A 17,990-nucleotide genomic window follows, 5' to 3' on the forward strand; every position below is an offset into this window, starting at 1 on the left:
GTGGACGTCGACCGGCTGACCGCCATCGACGTGCACACCCACGCGGAGATCGGGCGGGACGGCCGCGGGTCGCTGAGCGCCGAACTGCTCGGCGCCTCGGCGGCACACTTCCGGGCGCAGGGCCCGCGACAGCCCGGCATCGACGAGATCGCCGCCTACTACCGCGAGCGCCGCATGGCCGCCGTGGTGTTCACCGTGGACGCCGAGCACGCGACCGGGCACCCGCGCATCCCGAACGAGGAGATCGCCGAGGACTGCGCGCGCCACCCGGACGTCCTGATCCCCTTCGCCAGCATCGACCCGCACAAGGGCCGCGCCGGGGTCCGCGAGGCCCGGCGGCTCGCCGAGCGGTACGGCGTCCGCGGCTTCAAGTTCCATCCCAGCCTGCAGGGCTTCAGCCCGGACGACCCGATGGCCTTCCCGCTGTACCAGGCGATCGAGGAACTCGGCGTCCCGGCACTGTTCCACAGCGGGCAGACCGGGATCGGGGCCGGCGTGCCGGGCGGCGCCGGGATCCGCCTGCGGTATTCCAACCCCATGCTCGTCGACGAGGTCGCGGCGAGCTTCCCGGACCTGCGCATCGTCCTGGCCCACCCGTCGTTCCCGTGGCAGGACGAGGCCCTGGCCGTGGCGACCCACAAACCGCTCGTGCACATCGACCTCTCCGGCTGGTCCCCCAAGTACTTCCCGCCCCAGCTGGTCCGCTACGCCAACACCCTGCTGCGCGACAAGGTGCTCTTCGGCTCCGACTACCCGGTCCTCACCCCGGACCGCTGGCTCGCCGACTTCGCCACGCTCGACATCAAGCCCGAGGTACGCCCCCGGATCCTCAAGGACAACGCCGCGCGGCTGCTCGGCCTCACCGCCGTCGACAAGGAGACCCCCTCATGATCAGCGTCACCGGACTGGACGAACTCCTGACCCTGGCCGGCCGCGACCTCGGCCACAGCTCCTGGATCGAGATCACCCAGGAGCGGGTGGACACGTTCGCCGACGCCACCGGCGACCACCAGTGGATCCACGTCGACGCCGAACGGGCCCGCGGCGGGCCGTTCGGCACCACCATCGCCCACGGCTACCTCACGCTGTCCCTGGTGATCCCGCTCTTCGGTGAACTCCTGGCCATCGACGGGGTCCGGATGGGCATCAACTACGGGCTCGACAAGGTCCGCTTCCCCAACCCGGTCAAGGTCGGCGCGAAGATCCGCCTCGCCGCCCGGGTCGCCGCCGTCACCGAGGTGCCCGGCAACGGCGTACAGCTGGACCTGGACTTCACCGTCGAGATCGACGGCGCCGACAAACCCGCGTGCGTGGCCCGCGTCATCTACCGGCAGTACGCCTGACCGGGCCGCCGCCATGCGGAACGCGGGACTCGGTACCTGGCCGGCCCGGCGCGCCCGGATCTCCCCCGAGCGCACCGCCCTCGTCTTCGCCGGGCAGGCCACCACGTACGCCCAGCTCGCCGACCGGGTGAACCGGCTCGCCGGCCGGTTGCGCGAGGCCGGTGTGCGGCCCGGCGACCGGGTCGCCTACCTCGGCCCCAACCACCCCGCCTTCGTGGAGACGATGTTCGCCACCTACGCGGCCGGCGGCATCTTCGTCCCGCTGAACTTCCGGCTCGCCGCGCCGGAGATCGACTACATGCTCGACCACAGCGGCGCGCGGCTGCTCGTCCACGCTCCCGAGTGCGCGCCGGCGGTCCAGGCCAGCAAGCGCGTGCCGGCACTCACCGCGGTCCCGCTCGGCGAGTACGAGGCCTGGCTCGCCGGTGGTGCCGGCACCCCGCTCGACGTCGCGGTGGCTCCGGACGACCCGGCCTGCATCCTCTACACCTCCGGCACCACCGGGCGGCCCAAGGGCGCCGTGCTCACCCACGCCAACGTCGTCTGGAACACCTACAACCTGCTCGTCGGCGTGGACGTCGCCGGCGACGACGTGACCCTGGTCAGCGCGCCGCTGTTCCACGTCGCCGCGCTGCACCAGTGCCTGCTGCCGACGATCCTCAAGGGCGGCTGCACCGTCATCATGCCGGCCTGGGACGTCGACGACTGCTACCAGCTGATCGCCCGCTACCGGATCACCTGGATGTTCGGCGTACCCGCCATGTACGCCGCGCTGGCCGCCTCCCCGCGCTGGCCGTCCGCCGATCTCAGCTCGATCCGCCGGCTCCTGGTCGGCGGCGCGGCCGTCCCGGAGGCGCTGATCCGCACGTTCCAGGACCGGGATCTCGCGTTCTGCCAGGGCTACGGCATGACCGAGACCGCGCCCGGCGCCACGTTCCTGGAGGCCCCGGAGGCGGCGGGCCACCCCGGTTCGGCCGGCGCACCGGTCTTCTTCACCGACGTCCGGTGCGTGCGCCCCGATCTCAGCGACGCCGGCCCGGGCGAGCCCGGTGAGGTCGTGGTCCGCGGCCCCAACGTCACGCCCGGCTACTGGAACGATCCGCAGGCCACCAGCGCCACGTTCGCCGGCGACTGGTTCCGGTCCGGCGACATCGCGATCGTCGACGAACGCGGCCAGTTCCACATCGTCGACCGGCTCAAGGACATGTACATCACCGGCGGCGAGAACGTCTACCCGGCCGAGGTCGAGGCGGCGCTCTTCGAGCATCCGGCGGTGGCCGAGGCCGCGGTGGTGGGCGTACCCGATCCGGCCTGGGGTGAGACCGGCCGGGCTTTCCTGGTGCCGGCGCCGGGTCACCGGGTGGACGCGGAGGAGATCCGCGCGTTCCTGGCCGGCCGCCTCGCCCGCTACAAGGTGCCCCGCTACGTCGACGTGGTGGACGCCCTGCCCCGGACCGGTTCCAACAAGGTCCGCAAGGCGTCGCTGCGCGCCGTTCCGTTGCGCCGCTGACCGGCCGCGGGGTGCTATCCGGGTAAGAGGTAGCGCAGCAGCAGCCGGGTCCCGCCGGTGGCGCCCGCGGCGATGTCCACGCTGGTGCAGTTCTCGTTGATCAGCCACAGTCCCCGTCCGCCGGGCGACCCCGGGCCGGACGGGCGGAACGGTGGCCGTACGTCGTCCGGCAGACCGGGACCGTCGTCGCTGATCTCGCACCACAGGCTGTCCCCGTGACGCCACAGCCACAGCCGACCAGCGGCGCCGCCGTGCACGACCGCGTTGGCCGCCGCCTCGTGTACCGACAGCAGGAACCGGTACAACGCGAGGTTGCGCAGGCCCGCCGCGGCCAGCCGGCCGCGCACCAGGGCACGCAGCGAGGCCAGGCCGGCCCGGTCGAACGCCCGGACCAGCAGGACCGGATCGGCCGGCCCGGCGGTGCGCGCCGGGCCGGTGACGTGGTCGCCGCCGACGATCGCCGCGGCCGTCTCGCGCAGCGTGCGGCCGGTGCGGGCGCTGTGGCGGTGCAGTTCGTCCAGGGCGGCGTCGGCGTCGATCCGGAGTCGCTCGGCCAGCACCCCGCCGGCCCGCTCGACCAGGACCCGGGTGGCGGTGACATGCTCCAGCTGTTCGGCGAGCACCCGCCGGTGGACGTCGCCGCGGTGCTGCAGCAGGCCCACCGTGGTGACGTTGGCGAGTGCCTGCGCCAGGCGCGCGTCACCGGCGCCGAGCGGCCCGGCCCGGTCCCGGAACAGGTCCAGCACGCCGATCACCTGCCCGCGCAGGCGCATCGGAAACGAGTGCACCGACCGGAAGCCGCCGGCCCGGGCGCGCCGGCTGAACCGCGGCCACCGCGCGTCGTGCTCGGCCAGGTCGGCCGACACCGGCGCACCGGTCGCGAAGCACAGCACACCCGGCGCGGCGCCGAGGCCGGACAGTTCCCGCAGCCGGGTGTACTCCGACGAGGCCGCCACCAGCCGCAGTTTTCCGCGCGCGTCGGCCACCAGGACGCCGGCCACCCGCACGTCCAGCAGTTGCGCACACCGGCCGGTGAGCAGGCGCAGGAACTCCCCCACGTCGAGGTCGACGACCAGCGTGTCGGACAGGTCCACCAGCGCCTCGGTGACCTCCTGCTGACGGGACCTGCTCATTCCGCCCTCACCTGCCATCGACCGAGCCAGCGTCACCGGTGTGTGGTGGACCACCATCGAGCGTACGCCCGCGGCGCCAGGGTCACCCTCCCGTGTCCGGGGCTCTCCACCGCGCCGGGATCACGACTCCCGCAGACCGTTCGGCGGGGTTTCGCATCGATCAATCAATGCCGGACAATCGGTCCGCGGCCGAGCAGGCGGGGGCGGCGGCGGCCGGGAGCCGTCCGGCGACGACTCGCCGTACCTCGGGCTGTCCACCTTCGACACCGGCGACGCCGACCGCTTCTTCGGCCGCGCGGACCTGGTGGCCGAGTTGACCGGGAGGCTGGACACCGCCCCGCTGCCGGCCGTGTTCGGCGCGTCCGGCAGCGGCAAGTCGTCGCTGCTGCGGGCCGGGCTGCTGCCCACCCTGGACCCGCCCACCGTGCTGTTCACCCCCGGCGCGGAACCGGTGCAGGAACTCGCCGCCGCGCTGGCCCGGGCGACCGGCGGTGCGGCCGCCGACCTGTACGCCACGCTCCGCGCCGATCCGGCCGCGATCGGGCCGGTGATACGGCAGGCGGCCGACGGGCACCGTCTGGTGCTGGTCATCGACCAGTTCGAGGAGGTGTTCACGCTCTGCCGCGACGAGCGGACCCGGACCCGGTTCCTGGACTGCCTGCTCGCGGTCGCCAAGGGCTGCGCCGGCCGGGCCCGGGTGGTGCCGGGTGTGCGGGCCGACTTCTACGCGCACTGCGCGCGGCACGCCGGGCTGGTCGCCGCGCTGCGTGACCGGCAGGTGCTGGTCGGCCCGATGGACGAGGCGGGCCTGCGCGCGGTGATCGCCGAGCCGGCCCGGCTGGCCGGCTGCCGGGTCGAACCGGCGTCAGCGCGGCAGCGGGGGCAGCGCCGGGCGGTCCAGCCAGGCCGCGAACAGGTCGTCCAGCGGCTCCCGGGCGTAGTGCTGGGCGTGCGCGCGGAACTGCTCGGTCGTCACGGTCGCGTGCCGGTGCTCGGCGACCCAGGCCCGCAGCAACGCGAAGAACGCCTCGTCGCCGACCCGCTTCCGGAGCGCGTGCACGGTGAGCGCGCCGCGCTTGTAGACCAGCGGATCGAACATCCGGTCGACACCCGGGTCCGCGACGACGACGTCGCGCGGGCGGGCCGCGACCCGGGCGTACCACTGCGCCGCCAGGGCGTCCGCCGGCAGGTCGCCGCAGACGCCGGACCACAACCATTCGGCGTACGTGGCGAAGCCCTCGTTGAGCCAGATGTGCCGCCAGTCGGCCACCGTGAGGCTGTTGCCGAACCACTGATGGGCCAGTTCGTGCACGACCAGCCGCTCGTGGGTGCGCCGCCCGTCCACGTGGTTGCGCCCGAAGACCGCCATGCCCTGCGCCTCGACCGGGTCGTCGAGGTCGTCGTCCGTGACCACCACGACGTACTCGCGGAACGGGTACGTCCCGAACAACCGCTGCAGCGCCGCCATGATCTCGCCGTGCCGGCCGAAGTCGTGGGCGACGTGGCGGCGCAGGGCGGGCGGGACCGCGGCGCGCTGCACCACGCCGCCCACCGCCAGGTCCACCATCTCGTACCGTCCGATCTGGACACTCATCAGGTACGGCGAGGTCGGCTCGTGCCGCTCGTACAACCAGGTGCTGGTGCCCGCCCGGCGGTGCCGGGACACCGGATCGCCGGTGACCAGGACGGCGTACGGCGAGGCGGTGGTGACCGCCACCCGGAAGGTGGCCTTGGCGCCGGGCTGGTCGTCGCACGGGAACCAGGACGGTGAACCGTTCGGCTGGCTGGCCACCAGCACCCCGTCGGTGAGTTCGTCCCAGCCCAGGTCGCCCCACCGGCCGGAGACCGGCACCGGTTTGCCGGCGTACCGGATCTCCACCCGGAAGGTGTCCCCGTCGCCGATCGGCCGCTCCGGCCGGATCTGCAGCTTGTCCGGCCGGTGGGCGTACTTCGCCGGGCGGCCGTCCACCCGGACGTCCTGGACCCGCAGGCGGCCGAGGTCGAGGGTGAACCGGGACAACGGCTGGACCGCCACCGCGGTGAGCACGGCCCGGCCGGCGAGCCGGTTCGACACCACCCGGTAGTCCAGGTCGAGGTCGTAGTGCAGCACCTGGTATCCCCCGTTGCCGTGCTCGGGGAGGTACGAGTCGGTGGAGCGGTCCGCACCGGGCGTGGCACCGCCGAAGCCCGGCGCCCGGGGGGTCATGCCCGGCGCGCGGCCGGCGCCGGCCAGGTGGCGATCGGGTTGCCGAGCCAGCGGCCGTCGGCCGGCACGGCGTCGCCGCGGGTCACCAGCGAACCGGGGCCGACCGTGGTCCGGGCACCGATGCTCGCCCCGGGCAGCACGATGCCGTGCGGGCCGAGTGTCGCCCCGGCGCCCAGTGTCACGTCGTCCATGCTCATCACCCGATCATGGAACAGGTGAGTCTGCACGACACAGCCGCGATTCACCGTGGCGCCGTCGCCCAGGCGTACCAGGTCGTACTCGGGCAGCCAGTACGTCTCCAGCCAGACGCCCCGGCCGATCCGCGCGCCGAGCGTGCGCAGCCACGCCGCGAGCAGCGGCGTGCCGGTCGCGAACCGGACCAGCCACGGCGCCGCGAGCACCTCGACGAACGTGTCGGCCAGCTCGTTGCGCCACACGAAGGACGTCCACAGCGCCCGCTCGGCGACCCGGAACCGGCCGACCAGCAGCCACTTCGCGGCCGTCGCGGTCGCCGCGGCGATCAGCGCCGCGGCCAGCAGCACGGGCCCGGCGACGAGCGCCGACACCCACCACCCGGCGGCCTGCCCCACCGTGGCGAGCACGACCAGGACGCCGGTCGCCAGGGCGCCCGCGCACATCACCGGGACGATCCGGCACAGCTCGATCGCGGCCCGGGCCAGCTTCAGCCGCCGCGGCGGGTCGAACGTGCGACTGGTGTCCGCCGCCTCGACGGTACGGCGCAGCGGCATCGGCGGCGCGCCGAGCCAGGAGGATCCCTTCTTCGCCTTGCGCGGCGCCGACGACAACACGCCCACCAGGCCGCGCTTGGGCACCGAACGACCGGGCGCCGCCATCCCGGAGTTGCCGAGGAACGCCTGCTTGCCGATCCGGGCCGGGGCGACCCGCAGCCACCCGTGGCTCAGCTCGTACGTGGCGACCATGGTGTCGTCGGCCAGGAACGCCCCGTCCGCGATCGTGGTCATCGCCGGGAGCGCCAGCACCGTGGACGCCTCCACCCCGCGCCCCACCTTCGCGCCGAGCAGCCGCAGCCACACCGGCGTGAACAGGCTGGCGTAGAGCGGGAACAACCCGACCCGGGCCATCCCCATCAGTTTCTCGGTGGCCCACACCTGCCACGCCACCCGGCCCTGCACGGGGTGGTAGCCGGCGCGCAGCCCGATGCTGAGCGCCCGGACCGTCACCAGCACGATCAGCGCGTAGCTCAGCACGTAGGCGACGGTCGCCACCGCGACCGCGGCCAGCACCGCACCGAGGGCCGGCCGGACGGTGAGCGTCCAGCCGAGCAGCGCGAGCGCGGGCACGGCGGCCACGACCGGCACCAGGCCGAGGAGCTGCGCGGTCAGGCCGTACCCGATGGCCCAGAAGCGGGACCGGAAGCGCGACCGCACCGGGCGCTGCGCGGGCCAGCCGGCCGGGTCCTTGGCCGCGGGCGCGGCGGGTGCGCCGGCCCAGCGCTGGTTCGCCGGTACCGCGCCGGCCACGGTCGAGCCGGCGCCGATCCGGGCGCCCTTGCCGACCCGGGCGCCCGGCATCAGCGTGCTGCGGGACCCGACCCGGGCGCCGGCGCCCACCCGGACCTTGCCGATGCGGACGACGTCCCCGTCCACCCAGTGGCCGGCCAGGTCGACCTCCGGCTCGATCGCCGCGCCCCGGCCGAGCTTCAGCAGGCCGGTGACCGGCGGTGCGGAGTGCAGGTCGACGTCCGGGCCGATCTGCGCGCCGAGCGCCTTCGCGTAGGTGATCAGCCAGGAGGCGCCGGCCACGCTGGTGGCGCCGGACAGTTCGGCGATCCGCTCGGCCGCCCAGAGCCGCACGTGCACGCTGCCGCCGCGCGGGTAGCTGCCCGGGCGTACGCCGCGCAGCAACGCCCGTGCCGCGCCGGCCGCCACGGCGATCCGGCCGAGCGGGCTGAACAGCAGCACCCAGCCCAGCGCCACCCACCACCAGGACGCCGCCGGCACCCGGGGTGCCGGGGCGACCAGCGCGAGGACGTTGCCCAGCGCGGCCAGGACGGTCAGCCAGCGCAACCCGACCAGCGCCAGCATCGGCACGGTCAGCACGGCCTGGACCAGCCCGGCGCGCCGCGGCGCCGGCCGGACCTCCCGGCGGGTCGTGGCCGCGGTGCCGAGCGTGTCCAGCACCGCGGCGAGCCCGGACAGCCGCGGGTGCAGATAGATGTCGGCCACCGAGACCTGCGGGTACCGGCGGCGGATCCAGGCCACCAGCTGCGCCGCGTTCAGGCTGCCGCCGCCGTGGTGGAAGAAGTCCGCGTCCGCGTCGGCGGGACGGACGCCGAGGATCTCCGCCCAGCCGCCGGCCAGCCACGCCTCGGTGGCGGTCAGCTGGTCCGCCGCGTCCTCGGCGGTGGGCAGCGGCCAGGGCAGCGCGGCCCGGTCCACCTTGCCGGACGTCCGGGTGGGCAGCGCGTCCACCACGGCCAGCAGCGGCACGAGCGCGGCCGGCAGCTGCTCGCGGATCCGCAGCGCCGCCGTCGCCGCGTCGAACGCGGTCCCCTCGCGCGGCACCAGGTAGCCCACCAGCAGCTGATTGCCGGCGGCGGTCCGCTGCACCGCGGCGGCCGCACCGGCGACCCCCGGCAGCGCCTGCAGCGCGGCGTCGACCTCACCCAGCTCGATCCGGCGGCCACCGAGCTTCACCTGCTCGTCGGCGCGGCCGAGGAACAGCAGGCCCTCCGGCTCCGCCCGGACGACGTCGCCGCTCCGGTACGCCCGCGACCAGCCGAGCGCGGGCAGCGGCGCGAACTTCTCGGCGTCCTTGGCCGGGTCCAGGTAGCGGGCGAGCCCCACCCCGCCGATCACCAGTTCGCCGGTGTCGCCCATCGCAACCGGGTCGCCGGACCGGTCGACCACCGCGAGGTCCCACCCGGCCAGCGGCAGCCCGATGCGGACCGGCCCGTCGCCGGTCATCCGCGCCGCGCAGGCCACCACGGTCGCCTCGGTGGGGCCGTACGTGTTCCACACCTCGCGGCCCTCGACCGCCAGGCGCTGGGCCAGCTCCGGCGGGCAGGCCTCCCCGCCGAAGATCAGCAGCCGGACGTCCTCCAGGGCCTCGTCCGGCCACAGCGCCGCGAGCGTGGGCACGGTGGACACCACGGAGATGCGCTGCTCGGCCAGCCACGGGCCGAGGTCGACGCCGCTGCGGACCAGGGAGCGCGCGGCCGGCACCAGGCAGGCGCCGTGCCGCCACGCCAGCCACATCTCCTCGCAGGACGCGTCGAAGGCCACCGACAGACCGGCCAGGACCCGGTCCCGCGGGCCGATCGCGTCGCTGGCCTCACCGGCGAGGAACAGCTGCGCCTCGGCGTCGACGAACGCCGCCGCGGCGCCGTGGCTGACCGCGACCCCCTTCGGGGTGCCGGTCGAGCCGGAGGTGAAGATGATCCAGGCGTCGTCCGCCGGGCCGGGGCGGGCGGTCCGGCCCCCGGGGGTACGCCGCGGCGTGAACGCCAGCCCGTCCCCGAGCACCGCACAGACGCCCGCCTCGGCGAAGACCAGTTCGGCGCGTTCCTCCGGATCGTCCGCGTCGACCGGCACGTAGGCCGCACCGGCCGCGAGCACGCCGAGGATCGCCAGGTACAGGTCGGTCGTACCGGAGGAGATCCGGACGCCCACCCGGTCGCCCACGCCGATCCCGTACCCGGCCAGCGAGACGCGCACGGCCTCCACCTCGTCGGCCAGTTCGCGGTAGGTCAGCGCCGCGGTGCCGTTGTCGAGGGCGCGGGCACCCGGGTGGGCGTGCACGGTCGCGTCGAGGATGTCGACCAGCGTGCGGCGCACCGGTGCCGCGGAGGACCGGAACAACGCCGGGGCCGCCGGTGCGGTGACCAACGGCGGCAGTGCCACCGGTTGCCGTACGGTCGTCGTCACGGTCACCGGGCGTGCACCATCTTCACCTCACGGGTCAGCGTCTACCAGGCGTGCGGTATGCGGTCCCGCCCGGGGCAGCCCTCAACGCTACGTGGTATTACCGCCACGTGTCGGGGAAGTGGCGCATTCGTGTCCATCGCCACACCGGCCCCGCTTCGGAATCCGGCCGGTGTGACCCGGCTGGACGAGCCGGTCAACGCCGTGGCGATGGTGTCCGGGCGGGTCTGCATGATGGCGCGGTGGCCGCCGAGCAACCATCGGACGGCGGGCGTGCCGGCCGGTGTGGCGGCGCGCGGCGGCGGGTAAGGAACTGCCATGCAGACAAACCTGGTGCGGCCCCGTCACGGCAAGATGATCGCCGGTGTGTGCGCCGGCCTGGCCGACCGTTTCGGCCTGTCCCGCGGGCTGGTCCGGGTGGGGTTCGTGCTGTTCGGGCTCTTCGGCGTCGGGGAACTCGTGTACCTCGTCCTGTGGGTCCTGATCCCGCGCTCGGACCGCTGACCCGCACACCGCCCGTCACGCCACCGCGCGCCGCCGGGCGCGGCGGATCTCCTCTTCGGCGACGTCCCGCCCGGCCCAGGCGTCCCCCTCGACCTCGACACTCTTGCCCGGTTCGAGTGCCTTGTAGATCAGGAAGAAGTGCTGGATCTCCAGACGGTAGAAGTGGTCCAGGTCGCCGATGTCGAGCAGATGGGTCAGCCGCGGATCACCGGCCGGCACGCACATCACCTTCGGCGTCGGCCCCTGCTCGTCGTGCATCCGGAACACGCCGAAGGCCCGGCACCGGATGAGACAGCCGGGAAACGTCGGCTCCCGGACCAGCACGAGCGCGTCCAGGGCGTCGATGTCGGAACCCGAGGTGTCGTCGATGAAGCCGTAGTCGGCCGGGTACCGGGTCGCGGTGAACAACGTGCGGTCCAGCCTGATCCGGCCGGTCGGCCGGTCGACGACGTACTTGTTGGACGAACCCCTGGGAATCTCGATCGTGACGTCGAATTCCACGACTGCCCTGCCCTTCGACGGTGCGAGCAGCTTGACCGTACGCGCACCACGGCCAAGGTCGCGAGTGTGCGAGGACGGCGATGAACGGATCCGTGCAGTTCCGGTGTAAAGCCCCTGGTCCAATGGCGAGCCGGGAGGGAGATGCCCATGTCGCGGCAACCTCGGCCGATCTCCATCTGCGGCTGATCGGGCCCTTCGCGGTCTGTCGCCGGGGCTCCGTCAAGCCGCCCGCACCACCTCCGAGAGGGGCGCAGACGGCCGGAGGGTCCGCGATGGCCGGTTCCGCGCCGCAGATCCCGAACAGGCGGACCAGGCCCGCCTTCGTGTTCTGCAGCGCCGTGAACGTCTGACCGACCGTCCACACCGGTCCGAACAGGCCGGGCGGGAACAGCAGGAAGCTGACCAGCGTGCCGGGCGGGATCCGGTCGTTCATGGCCGGCCAGCCGCCGACGGTGGGGACGCCGACGTAGCCCGCGGAGGCCAGCGCCCCCGCGGTCGGCAGGATCACGGCGGTGACCACCCAACGGCGCATCCCGGCCGCGAAGAGCCGCCCGGCGGCGCTCTCCAGCCGGTGCTGTTCCCGTCGCGTTGCAGCCGCCCGCCCGGGCACTGGGGCACAAGGTTTCCGGTCGTCCCACAGGTTCAGCGGCCGAGCGAAGCCAGCGTCGCGCGCGCGATCGGGGCGTGCCGGGTGGAGAAGTACGGGTTGAGCCGCAACGCCGTCTCCAGCTCCGCGCGTGCGTCCGCCGTCCGCCGCAGGTCGGCGAGGATCATGCCGCGGTGGTAGTGGGCCAGCGCACTGCGGGTACCCAGCTTGAGGGCCTGGTCGGCGTGGCGCAGCGCCTCCGCCGGCCGGCCCGCGGCACGGAGCGCCCAGCCCATCGCGTCCGCGCCGGCGATGCCGGGCTGGCGGGTGTAGAGCCGGCGCGCGGCGTCCAGCGCCGCCGGGTCCCGGTGGTCCGCGGCGAACAGCACCGGGTCGGCCTCCGGCGGGTGACCGGTGGCGGCCTCCGCGGCCCAGGCCGCCCGGGCCCGCGCGTGTTCCGCCGCCCCCGCCACCGGATCGCCGCCCGCGGTGAGCAGGTCGCCCAGCTCGGCGACGTACGCCGGCTCCGGCACCGCGGTCAGGACGGCACGGAACTCGGCGATGGCCGCCCCGGTGTCGCCGCGCGCCGCGCGTACCCGGGCCAGACCGGTCCGCAGCGGCGGGTCGCCGGGCAGCAGCCGCAGCCCCTCGGTGAAGTGGGTGGCGGCGGTGCCCAGGTCACCGGTCCCGAACGCCAGCTCGCCCAGGTGCCGGCGCGCGAACGCGCGGTCCGCCGGTTCGGCGGCGGCGTCCAGGGCCCGGCGCATCGCGTCCGTCGCGCGGCCGACGTCGCCGCGCAGTTCCCAGGTGTACGACGCCCGGGCGTACGAGGCGGCGTCCGGCCGCAGGTCCACCATCCGCTGGACCGTCCGGAACGCCTCGTCGTAGCGGCCCAGCTCGGTCAGGGCGTCGGCGACGACGCCCAGCGCGGCCGCCCGGTACGGGTCCACCGCGAGCGCGGCCCGGCCGTGCCGGAGCGCGGCCGGGAAGTCGTGCCGGGCGGCGGCGAGCGCGCCGAGGCCGGCCAGGGCGACGGCGTTGTCGTTCCGGCGGATCTCCAGCGACCGGCCGAGCGCCTGCTCGGCACGGGGATAGTCGGCCTGGTCCCCGGTGACCCGGGCCCGTTGCACGTACGCCAGGCCCAGTTCCGCCCAGGTGTTCCAGTCGCCGGGCAGGCGCTGGAGCCGGCGTTGCGCGGCGGCGATCGGGTCGGTGTCGCGGGCGGTGTCCCGGCTCACCGGCGCCCGGTCCCGCCACGGTGCGAGCAGCGCGCCGGCCGTCACCACGAGGGCGATTCCGAGGACGGGGACAACGAGGAGCATGGTCACGCGGCGCATGGGCGCCTCCTTGGTCGGCGGGTGTCGTCGATGAGGGGATTCGCACCCGGCCGCCGCCCGGATGACGCGCAGTCGCCAAGCCGACTCCTTTCATCCGCCCGGTGCACCGCCTGCGAACGACCTCCGACAGCCACCGTGGCCCGCTGATGGGCCGCACCGGCTCCGTGGAGGAGGACCACATGCTCCATCGCCCAAGCCGCAGACCGGCGTCCGGCGCCGTCGCGGCCCTCGCCGCCGCGGCCTGCCTGGCCGCGCTGGCGCCGGCCGTGTCGCAGGCGTCCAGCCACCGGGAGGCCCCGCTGGTCGCCGGCGAACCGCAACTGGACAACACCGATGTGTACGCGTTCGTCAGCCCGGACGCCCCGGACACCGTCACGATGATCGCCAACTGGGTGCCGTTCGAGGAGCCCAACGGGGGGCCGAACTTCTACCCGTTCGCCACCGACGCGGCGTACGACATCAACATCGACAACGACGGCGACGCCCGGGCCGACCTGATCTACCGGTGGACGTTCACCGACACCTACCGCAACCGGAACACGTTCCTCTACAACACCGGCGTGGTGACCTCGCTGGACGACCCGGACCTGAACTACCGGCAGACCTACCGGCTGGAGGCGGTCACCGCGTCCGGCAGCACCGTCCTGGTGAACAACGGCCGGGTCGCGCCGTCCCGGGTGGGCCGGGCGTCGATGCCGAACTACGGCGCGCTCGCCGACGCGGCGATCACCGCGCTGCCGGGCGGCGGCCGCACGTTCGCCGGCCAGGCGGACGACCCGTTCTTCCTCGACCTGCGGATCTTCGACCTGCTGTACGGCGGGGACTTCTCCGAGGTCGGACAGGACACGGTGCGCGGCTACAACACGAACACGCTCGCCATCCAGGTGCCCCGGAACGCGCTGGCGCTGCGCGGCGACGCGGCCCGCAACCCGGTCGTCGGCATCTGGTCCACCACCTCGCGGCAGCGCGTCGAGGTGGTCGACACGCAGAACAACCGCGAGCGGTACGGCGGCTGGCAGCAGGTGTCCCGGCTCGGCATGCCGCTGGTGAACGAGGTGGTCATCCCGGTCGGCCGCAAGGACGAGTTCAACGCGACCGCCCCGCGCAACGACTCCCGGTTCCTGCCGTTCGTGACCAGTCCCGAGGTGCCGCGCCTGATCGAGGGCATCTACCGGATTCCGGCGCCGGCCACGCCCCGCCAGGACCTCGTCGAGGTGTTCCTCACCGGTCTGTGCCGGGCCTGCGGGCCGGTCGCGGTGGACCTGAACTCGCAGCGGCTCAACCGGGACGCCGACCCGGCCCGGTTCGTGCCCAGCGAGCAGTTGCGGCTCAACATGTCGGTGCCGCCGTCGGCCACCCCGAACCGGCTGGGCGTGCTCGGTGGCGACAACGCCGGGTTCCCGAACGGGCGCCGGCTGGCCGACGACGTCACCGACGTCACCCTGCGGGTGGCCGAAGGCGTGCTGCTGCCAAACCATCCGGCGGCGGTCGACGGGCTCGGCGACGCGGTGGACGGCAACGCGGTGCCGTTCCGCACGACGTTCCCGTACGTCGCGCTGCCGAACGTGATCGCGGTGAACCAGAACTGACCGGACGACCCGGGGCGCCGCACGGCGGCGCCCCGGAAGGGAGCCCATCGTGAAGCGTCCCATCCTCGTGGCGGTCGCCCTGACCGCGGCGGCCGTCCTGATCGGAACGGCCGCGCTGATCGTCCGCCGCAGTGCGCCGCCTGCGCCGCGGCTCGTCCTGCCGGCGGTGGACCAGTTTCGGCCGGGTGCCTGCCGGGACGCCGCCGAGTCGGTACGTTCGCTGGCCCGGCTCACCCACCGCGGCGACGTCGCGGCGCTGTCCGCGGCCGACCGCACCGAACTGCGCCGGGTGCAGGACCGGCTCGTCACGCTCCGGCCGGCCGCCGCTCCGGGCGTGCGCGAGCCGATGGACGCCGTCGTCCTCGCCATCGGCCAGCTGCGCCTGCGGCTGGACAGCCGGACCGCCGAACCGCGCTACCTGGACGACGTCGCGGCGTCGACGGACCGGCTGGAGAAGATGTGCGTCGGCGCCCGGTGACACGGCCGGCCGGCCGGGCCTAAGGTGAGGGCCAGGTAGGGGTGAGCGCCTTGTTGCAGCAGCGTTCCACCGGTGCGGCCCGCGACGACGCGAGGCTGCGCGACCGGCTCGTGTTCGGCGACGAGACCGCCTTCATCGATCTGTACGAGCGGTTCAGTTCCCTGGTGTACACGATCGCCGCGCGGGTGACCCGGGACCGCCGGGCCGCGGAGGACGTCACCCAGGAGGTGTTCCTGGCGGTGTGGCAGCGTCCGCTCGCCTTCGACCCCGCCAAGGGCAGCCTGCGCGGCTGGGTCGCGATGATGGCGCACCGTCGCGCGGTCGACCTGGTACGCCGGGAGGAGGCCCATCGCCGCACCACCCTGGACGGACGGTTGCACGCCGAGCCCCTCGGCCACGGTGATCCGGTCGGCGACCAGGTGTCCGACGCCGACGCGGCCGAGCGGCTCGGCACCGCGTTACGGGCCCTGCCCGAGCACCTGAGCCGGGCGGTCACCCTGGCGTACCTGGAGGGCCGCACCTACCGTGAGGTCGCGGTCGAACTGGGCGTACCCGAGGGCACCGCCAAGTCCCGGCTGCGCGAAGGGCTGCGGCGGCTGGCCGTGGCGCTGCAGAGCATCCACGCTCAGGACGGGGAGGGACCGTGACCGGCACGCAGAGCCACTCGACGGTCGTCGGTCTCATCGCGGCGTGGGCGCTGGACGCCTGCTCGCCCGCGGAGCGGGACCTCGTCGAGGCGCACCTGGGCGGGTGCCCGGCCTGTGCGCGGGAGGCCGGCGAACTGCGGGAGGCCGCCGCCGATCTCGGTGGCGCGTACCTGCGCCCGCCGCCCGGTCGGCTCGCCGGGTTGCGCGCGGCCGCCGCCGGCCGGCGCCCCCCGGCGACCGCGGTCCCCGGGTACGCGGCCCCGTACGCCGCCCAGGTCGCGGCACTGGACCTGCTGCTGTCCGGCCTGGAGCCCCGGGACTGGCCGCGGATCGCCGCGTACGGCGAGCTGAGCGTGCGTGACCTGGTGGTGCATCTGGCCGCCAGCGACGGGCTGGTCGCCGCCGGGCTCGGGTTGACCGTCCGGCCGCCGGCGGTGCCGGGCGAGACGCTCGCCGCGCGTACCGCGGCCGTGCTGCATGCCGAGCGCGGGTGGCCGGTCGACCGGGTCCGGCAGTCCTGGCGGGCCCAGGCCGACGCGCTGTGCCACGCGCTGGTGGGGCAGGCCGCGCCCGGCACCGTCACGGTGACCTTGGACCGGCCCGTCCCCTTGGTGGACGCGCTGACGGCCCGGGCCTTCGAGACCTGGATCCACGGCGAGGACATCGCCGCCGCGGCCGGGCGCCGGCCCCTTCCGCCGCTCCCCGAGCACCTCCACCCCATGGCCGACCTGGCCGCCCGGATACTCCCCCACGTCCTGTTCCGGCACGTCCCGCCGCCGCACGACCGGTCCGTGCGGCTGCACCTCACCGGCGACGGCGGCGGCTCGTGGACCGTGCCGCTCCGCGCGACGGTGCCCGGCCGGGGCCGGCCGGCCGCGGTGATCTCCGTCGACGTCGTCGAGTTCTGCCGCCTGGCCGGCGACCGGCGCGATCCGGCACGGGTGCCGGTCGAGGTCCGCGGCGACACCGCCGTGGCACGACAGTTCCTGGCGGCGGTGCCCGCCATGGCCGTCGTTCCGTGACGCGGACGGCCACACCGGTCAGGAGGCGGTGGCGGTCCGCGCGTGCGGTGCACCGGTTCAGTCCGCCCGCAGCGAGGTGAAGAACCGCCTCAGCTCGGCGGCGAGCAGATCCGGCTCCTCCAGCGGCATGAAATGCCCGCCCCGGCCGGGTTCGCTCCAGTGCCGGACATCGGTGCAGGCGCGCTCGGCCATCTCGCGGGGACGGCCGGCACACGCGGGTTCGGCGCTCACCGTGAACGCGGCCGGCACGGTGATGTCGGGTCGCGCGCTGTTGCGGCCGGCGTCGACGTACTGCCGGAACGACGAGCCGATGGCACCGCTGGTCCAGTACAGGGTGATGATCGTGAGCAGGGTGTCCCGGTCGAAACGGCTCTCCAGGTCACCGTGGTTGTCACTCCAGTCCCGGTACTTGTCGACGAGCCAGGCGGCCAGCCCGGCCGGAGAGTCGGTCAGCGCCGCGGCGATGGTGTCCGGCCGGGTCTCCATGATGGCGCTGTAGCCGCCGTCGGTCTCGTCGTACGCCGCCAGGGCATCCAGATGCGCCTGCTCGGCCACGGAGATCGGATGGCTGTCGAAGCGGGCCGGCAACGGTGGGTGGATCAGATGGATGCCGGTTACCTGCTCCGGGTACAGCGCGCCCAGCCAGCCGGTGACCACGCCGCCGACATCGCCGCCGAAGGCGCCGTACCGCGGACAGCCGAGCACCTCGGTCATCAACAGGTGCAGCGTCCGCGCCATCGACGCCCAGGTGAGTGGGCCCTCCGGCAGCTCCGAGTAGAGGAACCCGGGCAGCGAGGGCACCACCACGTCGAACGAGTCTGCCGGGTCGCTCCCGTATCTGGCAGGGTCGGTCAGGCGATCGGCCAGCGGCAGCATCTCCACGAAACTGCTGGGCCAGCCGTGGCTCAGCAGCAGCGGCAGCGGCGCCGGTGCGCCGGCCGGCCGCGTGCCGGGCAGGTGAAGGAAGTGCATGCGCCGGCCGCCGATCCGGACCTGGAATTGCGGCAGGGCGTTGAGTTCGGCCTCGCGGGCCCGCCAGTCGAACCTCTCGGCCCAGTAGGACACCAGGTCTCGCAGGTAGTCGGGGTCCACGCCGGCCTGCCACGGCCGGTCGCCGGTGCGGTCGGTGAAGCGGGTCCGGGCCAGCCGGGTCCGCAGGTCGTCGAGGACCTCGTCGGACACGTCGATGCGGAACGGGGAGACGGTCATTGTTCCTCCGATCAGGAGGA

At 74.4% G+C, this 17,990-nt stretch carries 15 protein-coding genes and 1 pseudogene; 10 read left to right on the top strand and 6 right to left on the bottom strand.

The annotated features are described in order from the left end of the window. Genes LDL48_RS00080 through LDL48_RS00090 form a run of 3 tightly spaced genes read left to right on the top strand, consistent with a single transcriptional unit; the run spans nt 1 to nt 2,853 of the window. Nucleotides 1–891 (top strand): amidohydrolase family protein, encoded by an 891-nt coding sequence (locus tag LDL48_RS00080; RefSeq protein WP_225252839.1) that lies wholly within the window; start codon nt 1–3, stop codon nt 889–891. Then, nucleotides 888–1,343, top strand: a complete 456-nt coding sequence (locus tag LDL48_RS00085; protein ID WP_225252840.1) for a MaoC family dehydratase — start codon at nt 888–890, stop codon at nt 1,341–1,343. The genes LDL48_RS00080 and LDL48_RS00085 overlap by 4 nt, the downstream gene beginning before the upstream one ends. 13 nt (nt 1,344–1,356) lie before the next feature. Then, a complete protein-coding gene (locus tag LDL48_RS00090) occupies nt 1,357–2,853 on the top strand; it encodes an acyl-CoA synthetase (protein WP_225252841.1) in 1,497 nt (498 codons plus the stop codon). A gap of 14 nt (nt 2,854–2,867) precedes the next feature. Here LDL48_RS00090 and LDL48_RS00095 read toward each other — a convergent pair whose 3' ends face one another. Beyond that, nucleotides 2,868–3,986, bottom strand: a complete 1,119-nt coding sequence (locus tag LDL48_RS00095) for an ANTAR domain-containing protein (protein ID WP_225252842.1) — start codon at nt 3,984–3,986, stop codon at nt 2,868–2,870. Between the two features lie 40 nt (nt 3,987–4,026). On the opposite strand from LDL48_RS00095, the pseudogene LDL48_RS44940 reads away from it, so the two are divergent. Further along, nucleotides 4,027–4,803: pseudogene (locus LDL48_RS44940) on the top strand (ATP-binding protein); the annotation flags it as partial. Nucleotides 4,804–4,851: 48 nt separating this feature from the next. Here the strand turns inward: LDL48_RS44940 and LDL48_RS00105 are convergent. After that, on the bottom strand, nt 4,852–6,192 hold the full coding sequence (locus LDL48_RS00105) for a M1 family metallopeptidase (RefSeq protein WP_225252844.1): 1,341 nt from the start codon (nt 6,190–6,192) through the stop codon (nt 4,852–4,854). Beyond that, on the bottom strand, nt 6,189–10,106 hold the full coding sequence (locus LDL48_RS00110; protein ID WP_225252845.1) for a Pls/PosA family non-ribosomal peptide synthetase: 3,918 nt from the start codon (nt 10,104–10,106) through the stop codon (nt 6,189–6,191). Before LDL48_RS00110 ends, LDL48_RS00105 begins: the two co-directional genes overlap by 4 nt. A 123-nt stretch (nt 10,107–10,229) precedes the next feature. Here LDL48_RS00110 and LDL48_RS00115 point away from each other — a divergent pair, with 123 nt between their 5' ends. Together LDL48_RS00115 and LDL48_RS00120 are read left to right on the top strand one after the other, a co-directional pair. Continuing rightward, nucleotides 10,230–10,406, top strand: coding sequence for a hypothetical protein (locus tag LDL48_RS00115; RefSeq protein WP_225252846.1), 177 nt, complete (start codon nt 10,230–10,232; stop codon nt 10,404–10,406). Between the two features lie 9 nt (nt 10,407–10,415). Continuing rightward, a complete protein-coding gene (locus tag LDL48_RS00120) occupies nt 10,416–10,601 on the top strand; it encodes a PspC domain-containing protein (protein ID WP_225252847.1) in 186 nt (61 codons plus the stop codon). Nucleotides 10,602–10,616: 15 nt separating this feature from the next. Here the strand turns inward: LDL48_RS00120 and LDL48_RS00125 are convergent, their stop codons facing one another. Further along, nucleotides 10,617–11,102: an inorganic diphosphatase gene (locus tag LDL48_RS00125; RefSeq protein ID WP_225252848.1), complete on the bottom strand. Its 486-nt coding sequence runs from the start codon at nt 11,100–11,102 to the stop codon at nt 10,617–10,619. A gap of 642 nt (nt 11,103–11,744) precedes the next feature. Continuing rightward, on the bottom strand, nt 11,745–13,025 hold the full coding sequence (locus LDL48_RS00130) for a tetratricopeptide repeat protein (RefSeq protein ID WP_225252849.1): 1,281 nt from the start codon (nt 13,023–13,025) through the stop codon (nt 11,745–11,747). A gap of 179 nt (nt 13,026–13,204) precedes the next feature. On the opposite strand from LDL48_RS00130, the gene LDL48_RS00135 reads away from it, so the two are divergent. From LDL48_RS00135 to LDL48_RS00150, 4 genes are read left to right on the top strand one after another with little or no spacing between them, the layout of a single operon-like run. Next, complete coding sequence (locus tag LDL48_RS00135) at nt 13,205–14,614, top strand: DUF4331 domain-containing protein (RefSeq protein WP_225252850.1); 1,410 nt, start codon at nt 13,205–13,207, stop codon at nt 14,612–14,614. A 49-nt stretch (nt 14,615–14,663) separates the two neighbouring features. After that, nucleotides 14,664–15,092: a hypothetical protein gene (locus LDL48_RS00140; protein WP_225252851.1), complete on the top strand. Its 429-nt coding sequence runs from the start codon at nt 14,664–14,666 to the stop codon at nt 15,090–15,092. A 41-nt stretch (nt 15,093–15,133) separates the two neighbouring features. Continuing rightward, the gene (locus LDL48_RS00145; RefSeq protein WP_225252852.1) at nt 15,134–15,739 is read left to right on the top strand and encodes a sigma-70 family RNA polymerase sigma factor; all 606 of its coding nucleotides are present in this window, start codon (nt 15,134–15,136) and stop codon (nt 15,737–15,739) included. Next, the gene (locus tag LDL48_RS00150; protein ID WP_225252853.1) at nt 15,736–16,761 is read left to right on the top strand and encodes a maleylpyruvate isomerase family mycothiol-dependent enzyme; all 1,026 of its coding nucleotides are present in this window, start codon (nt 15,736–15,738) and stop codon (nt 16,759–16,761) included. Before LDL48_RS00145 ends, LDL48_RS00150 begins: the two co-directional genes overlap by 4 nt. Before the next feature lie 57 nt (nt 16,762–16,818). Here the strand turns inward: LDL48_RS00150 and LDL48_RS00155 are convergent, their stop codons facing one another. After that, nucleotides 16,819–17,970 carry an epoxide hydrolase family protein gene (locus tag LDL48_RS00155; protein WP_225252854.1) on the bottom strand — a complete coding sequence of 384 codons (1,152 nt, stop codon included), beginning with the start codon at nt 17,968–17,970 and terminating at the stop codon, nt 16,819–16,821. Between the last annotated feature and the right edge of the window lie 20 nt (nt 17,971–17,990).

It is taken from the genome of Jidongwangia harbinensis (assembly GCF_020216025.1).
Taxonomy (GTDB): Bacteria; Actinomycetota; Actinomycetes; order Mycobacteriales; family Micromonosporaceae; genus Actinoplanes; species Actinoplanes harbinensis.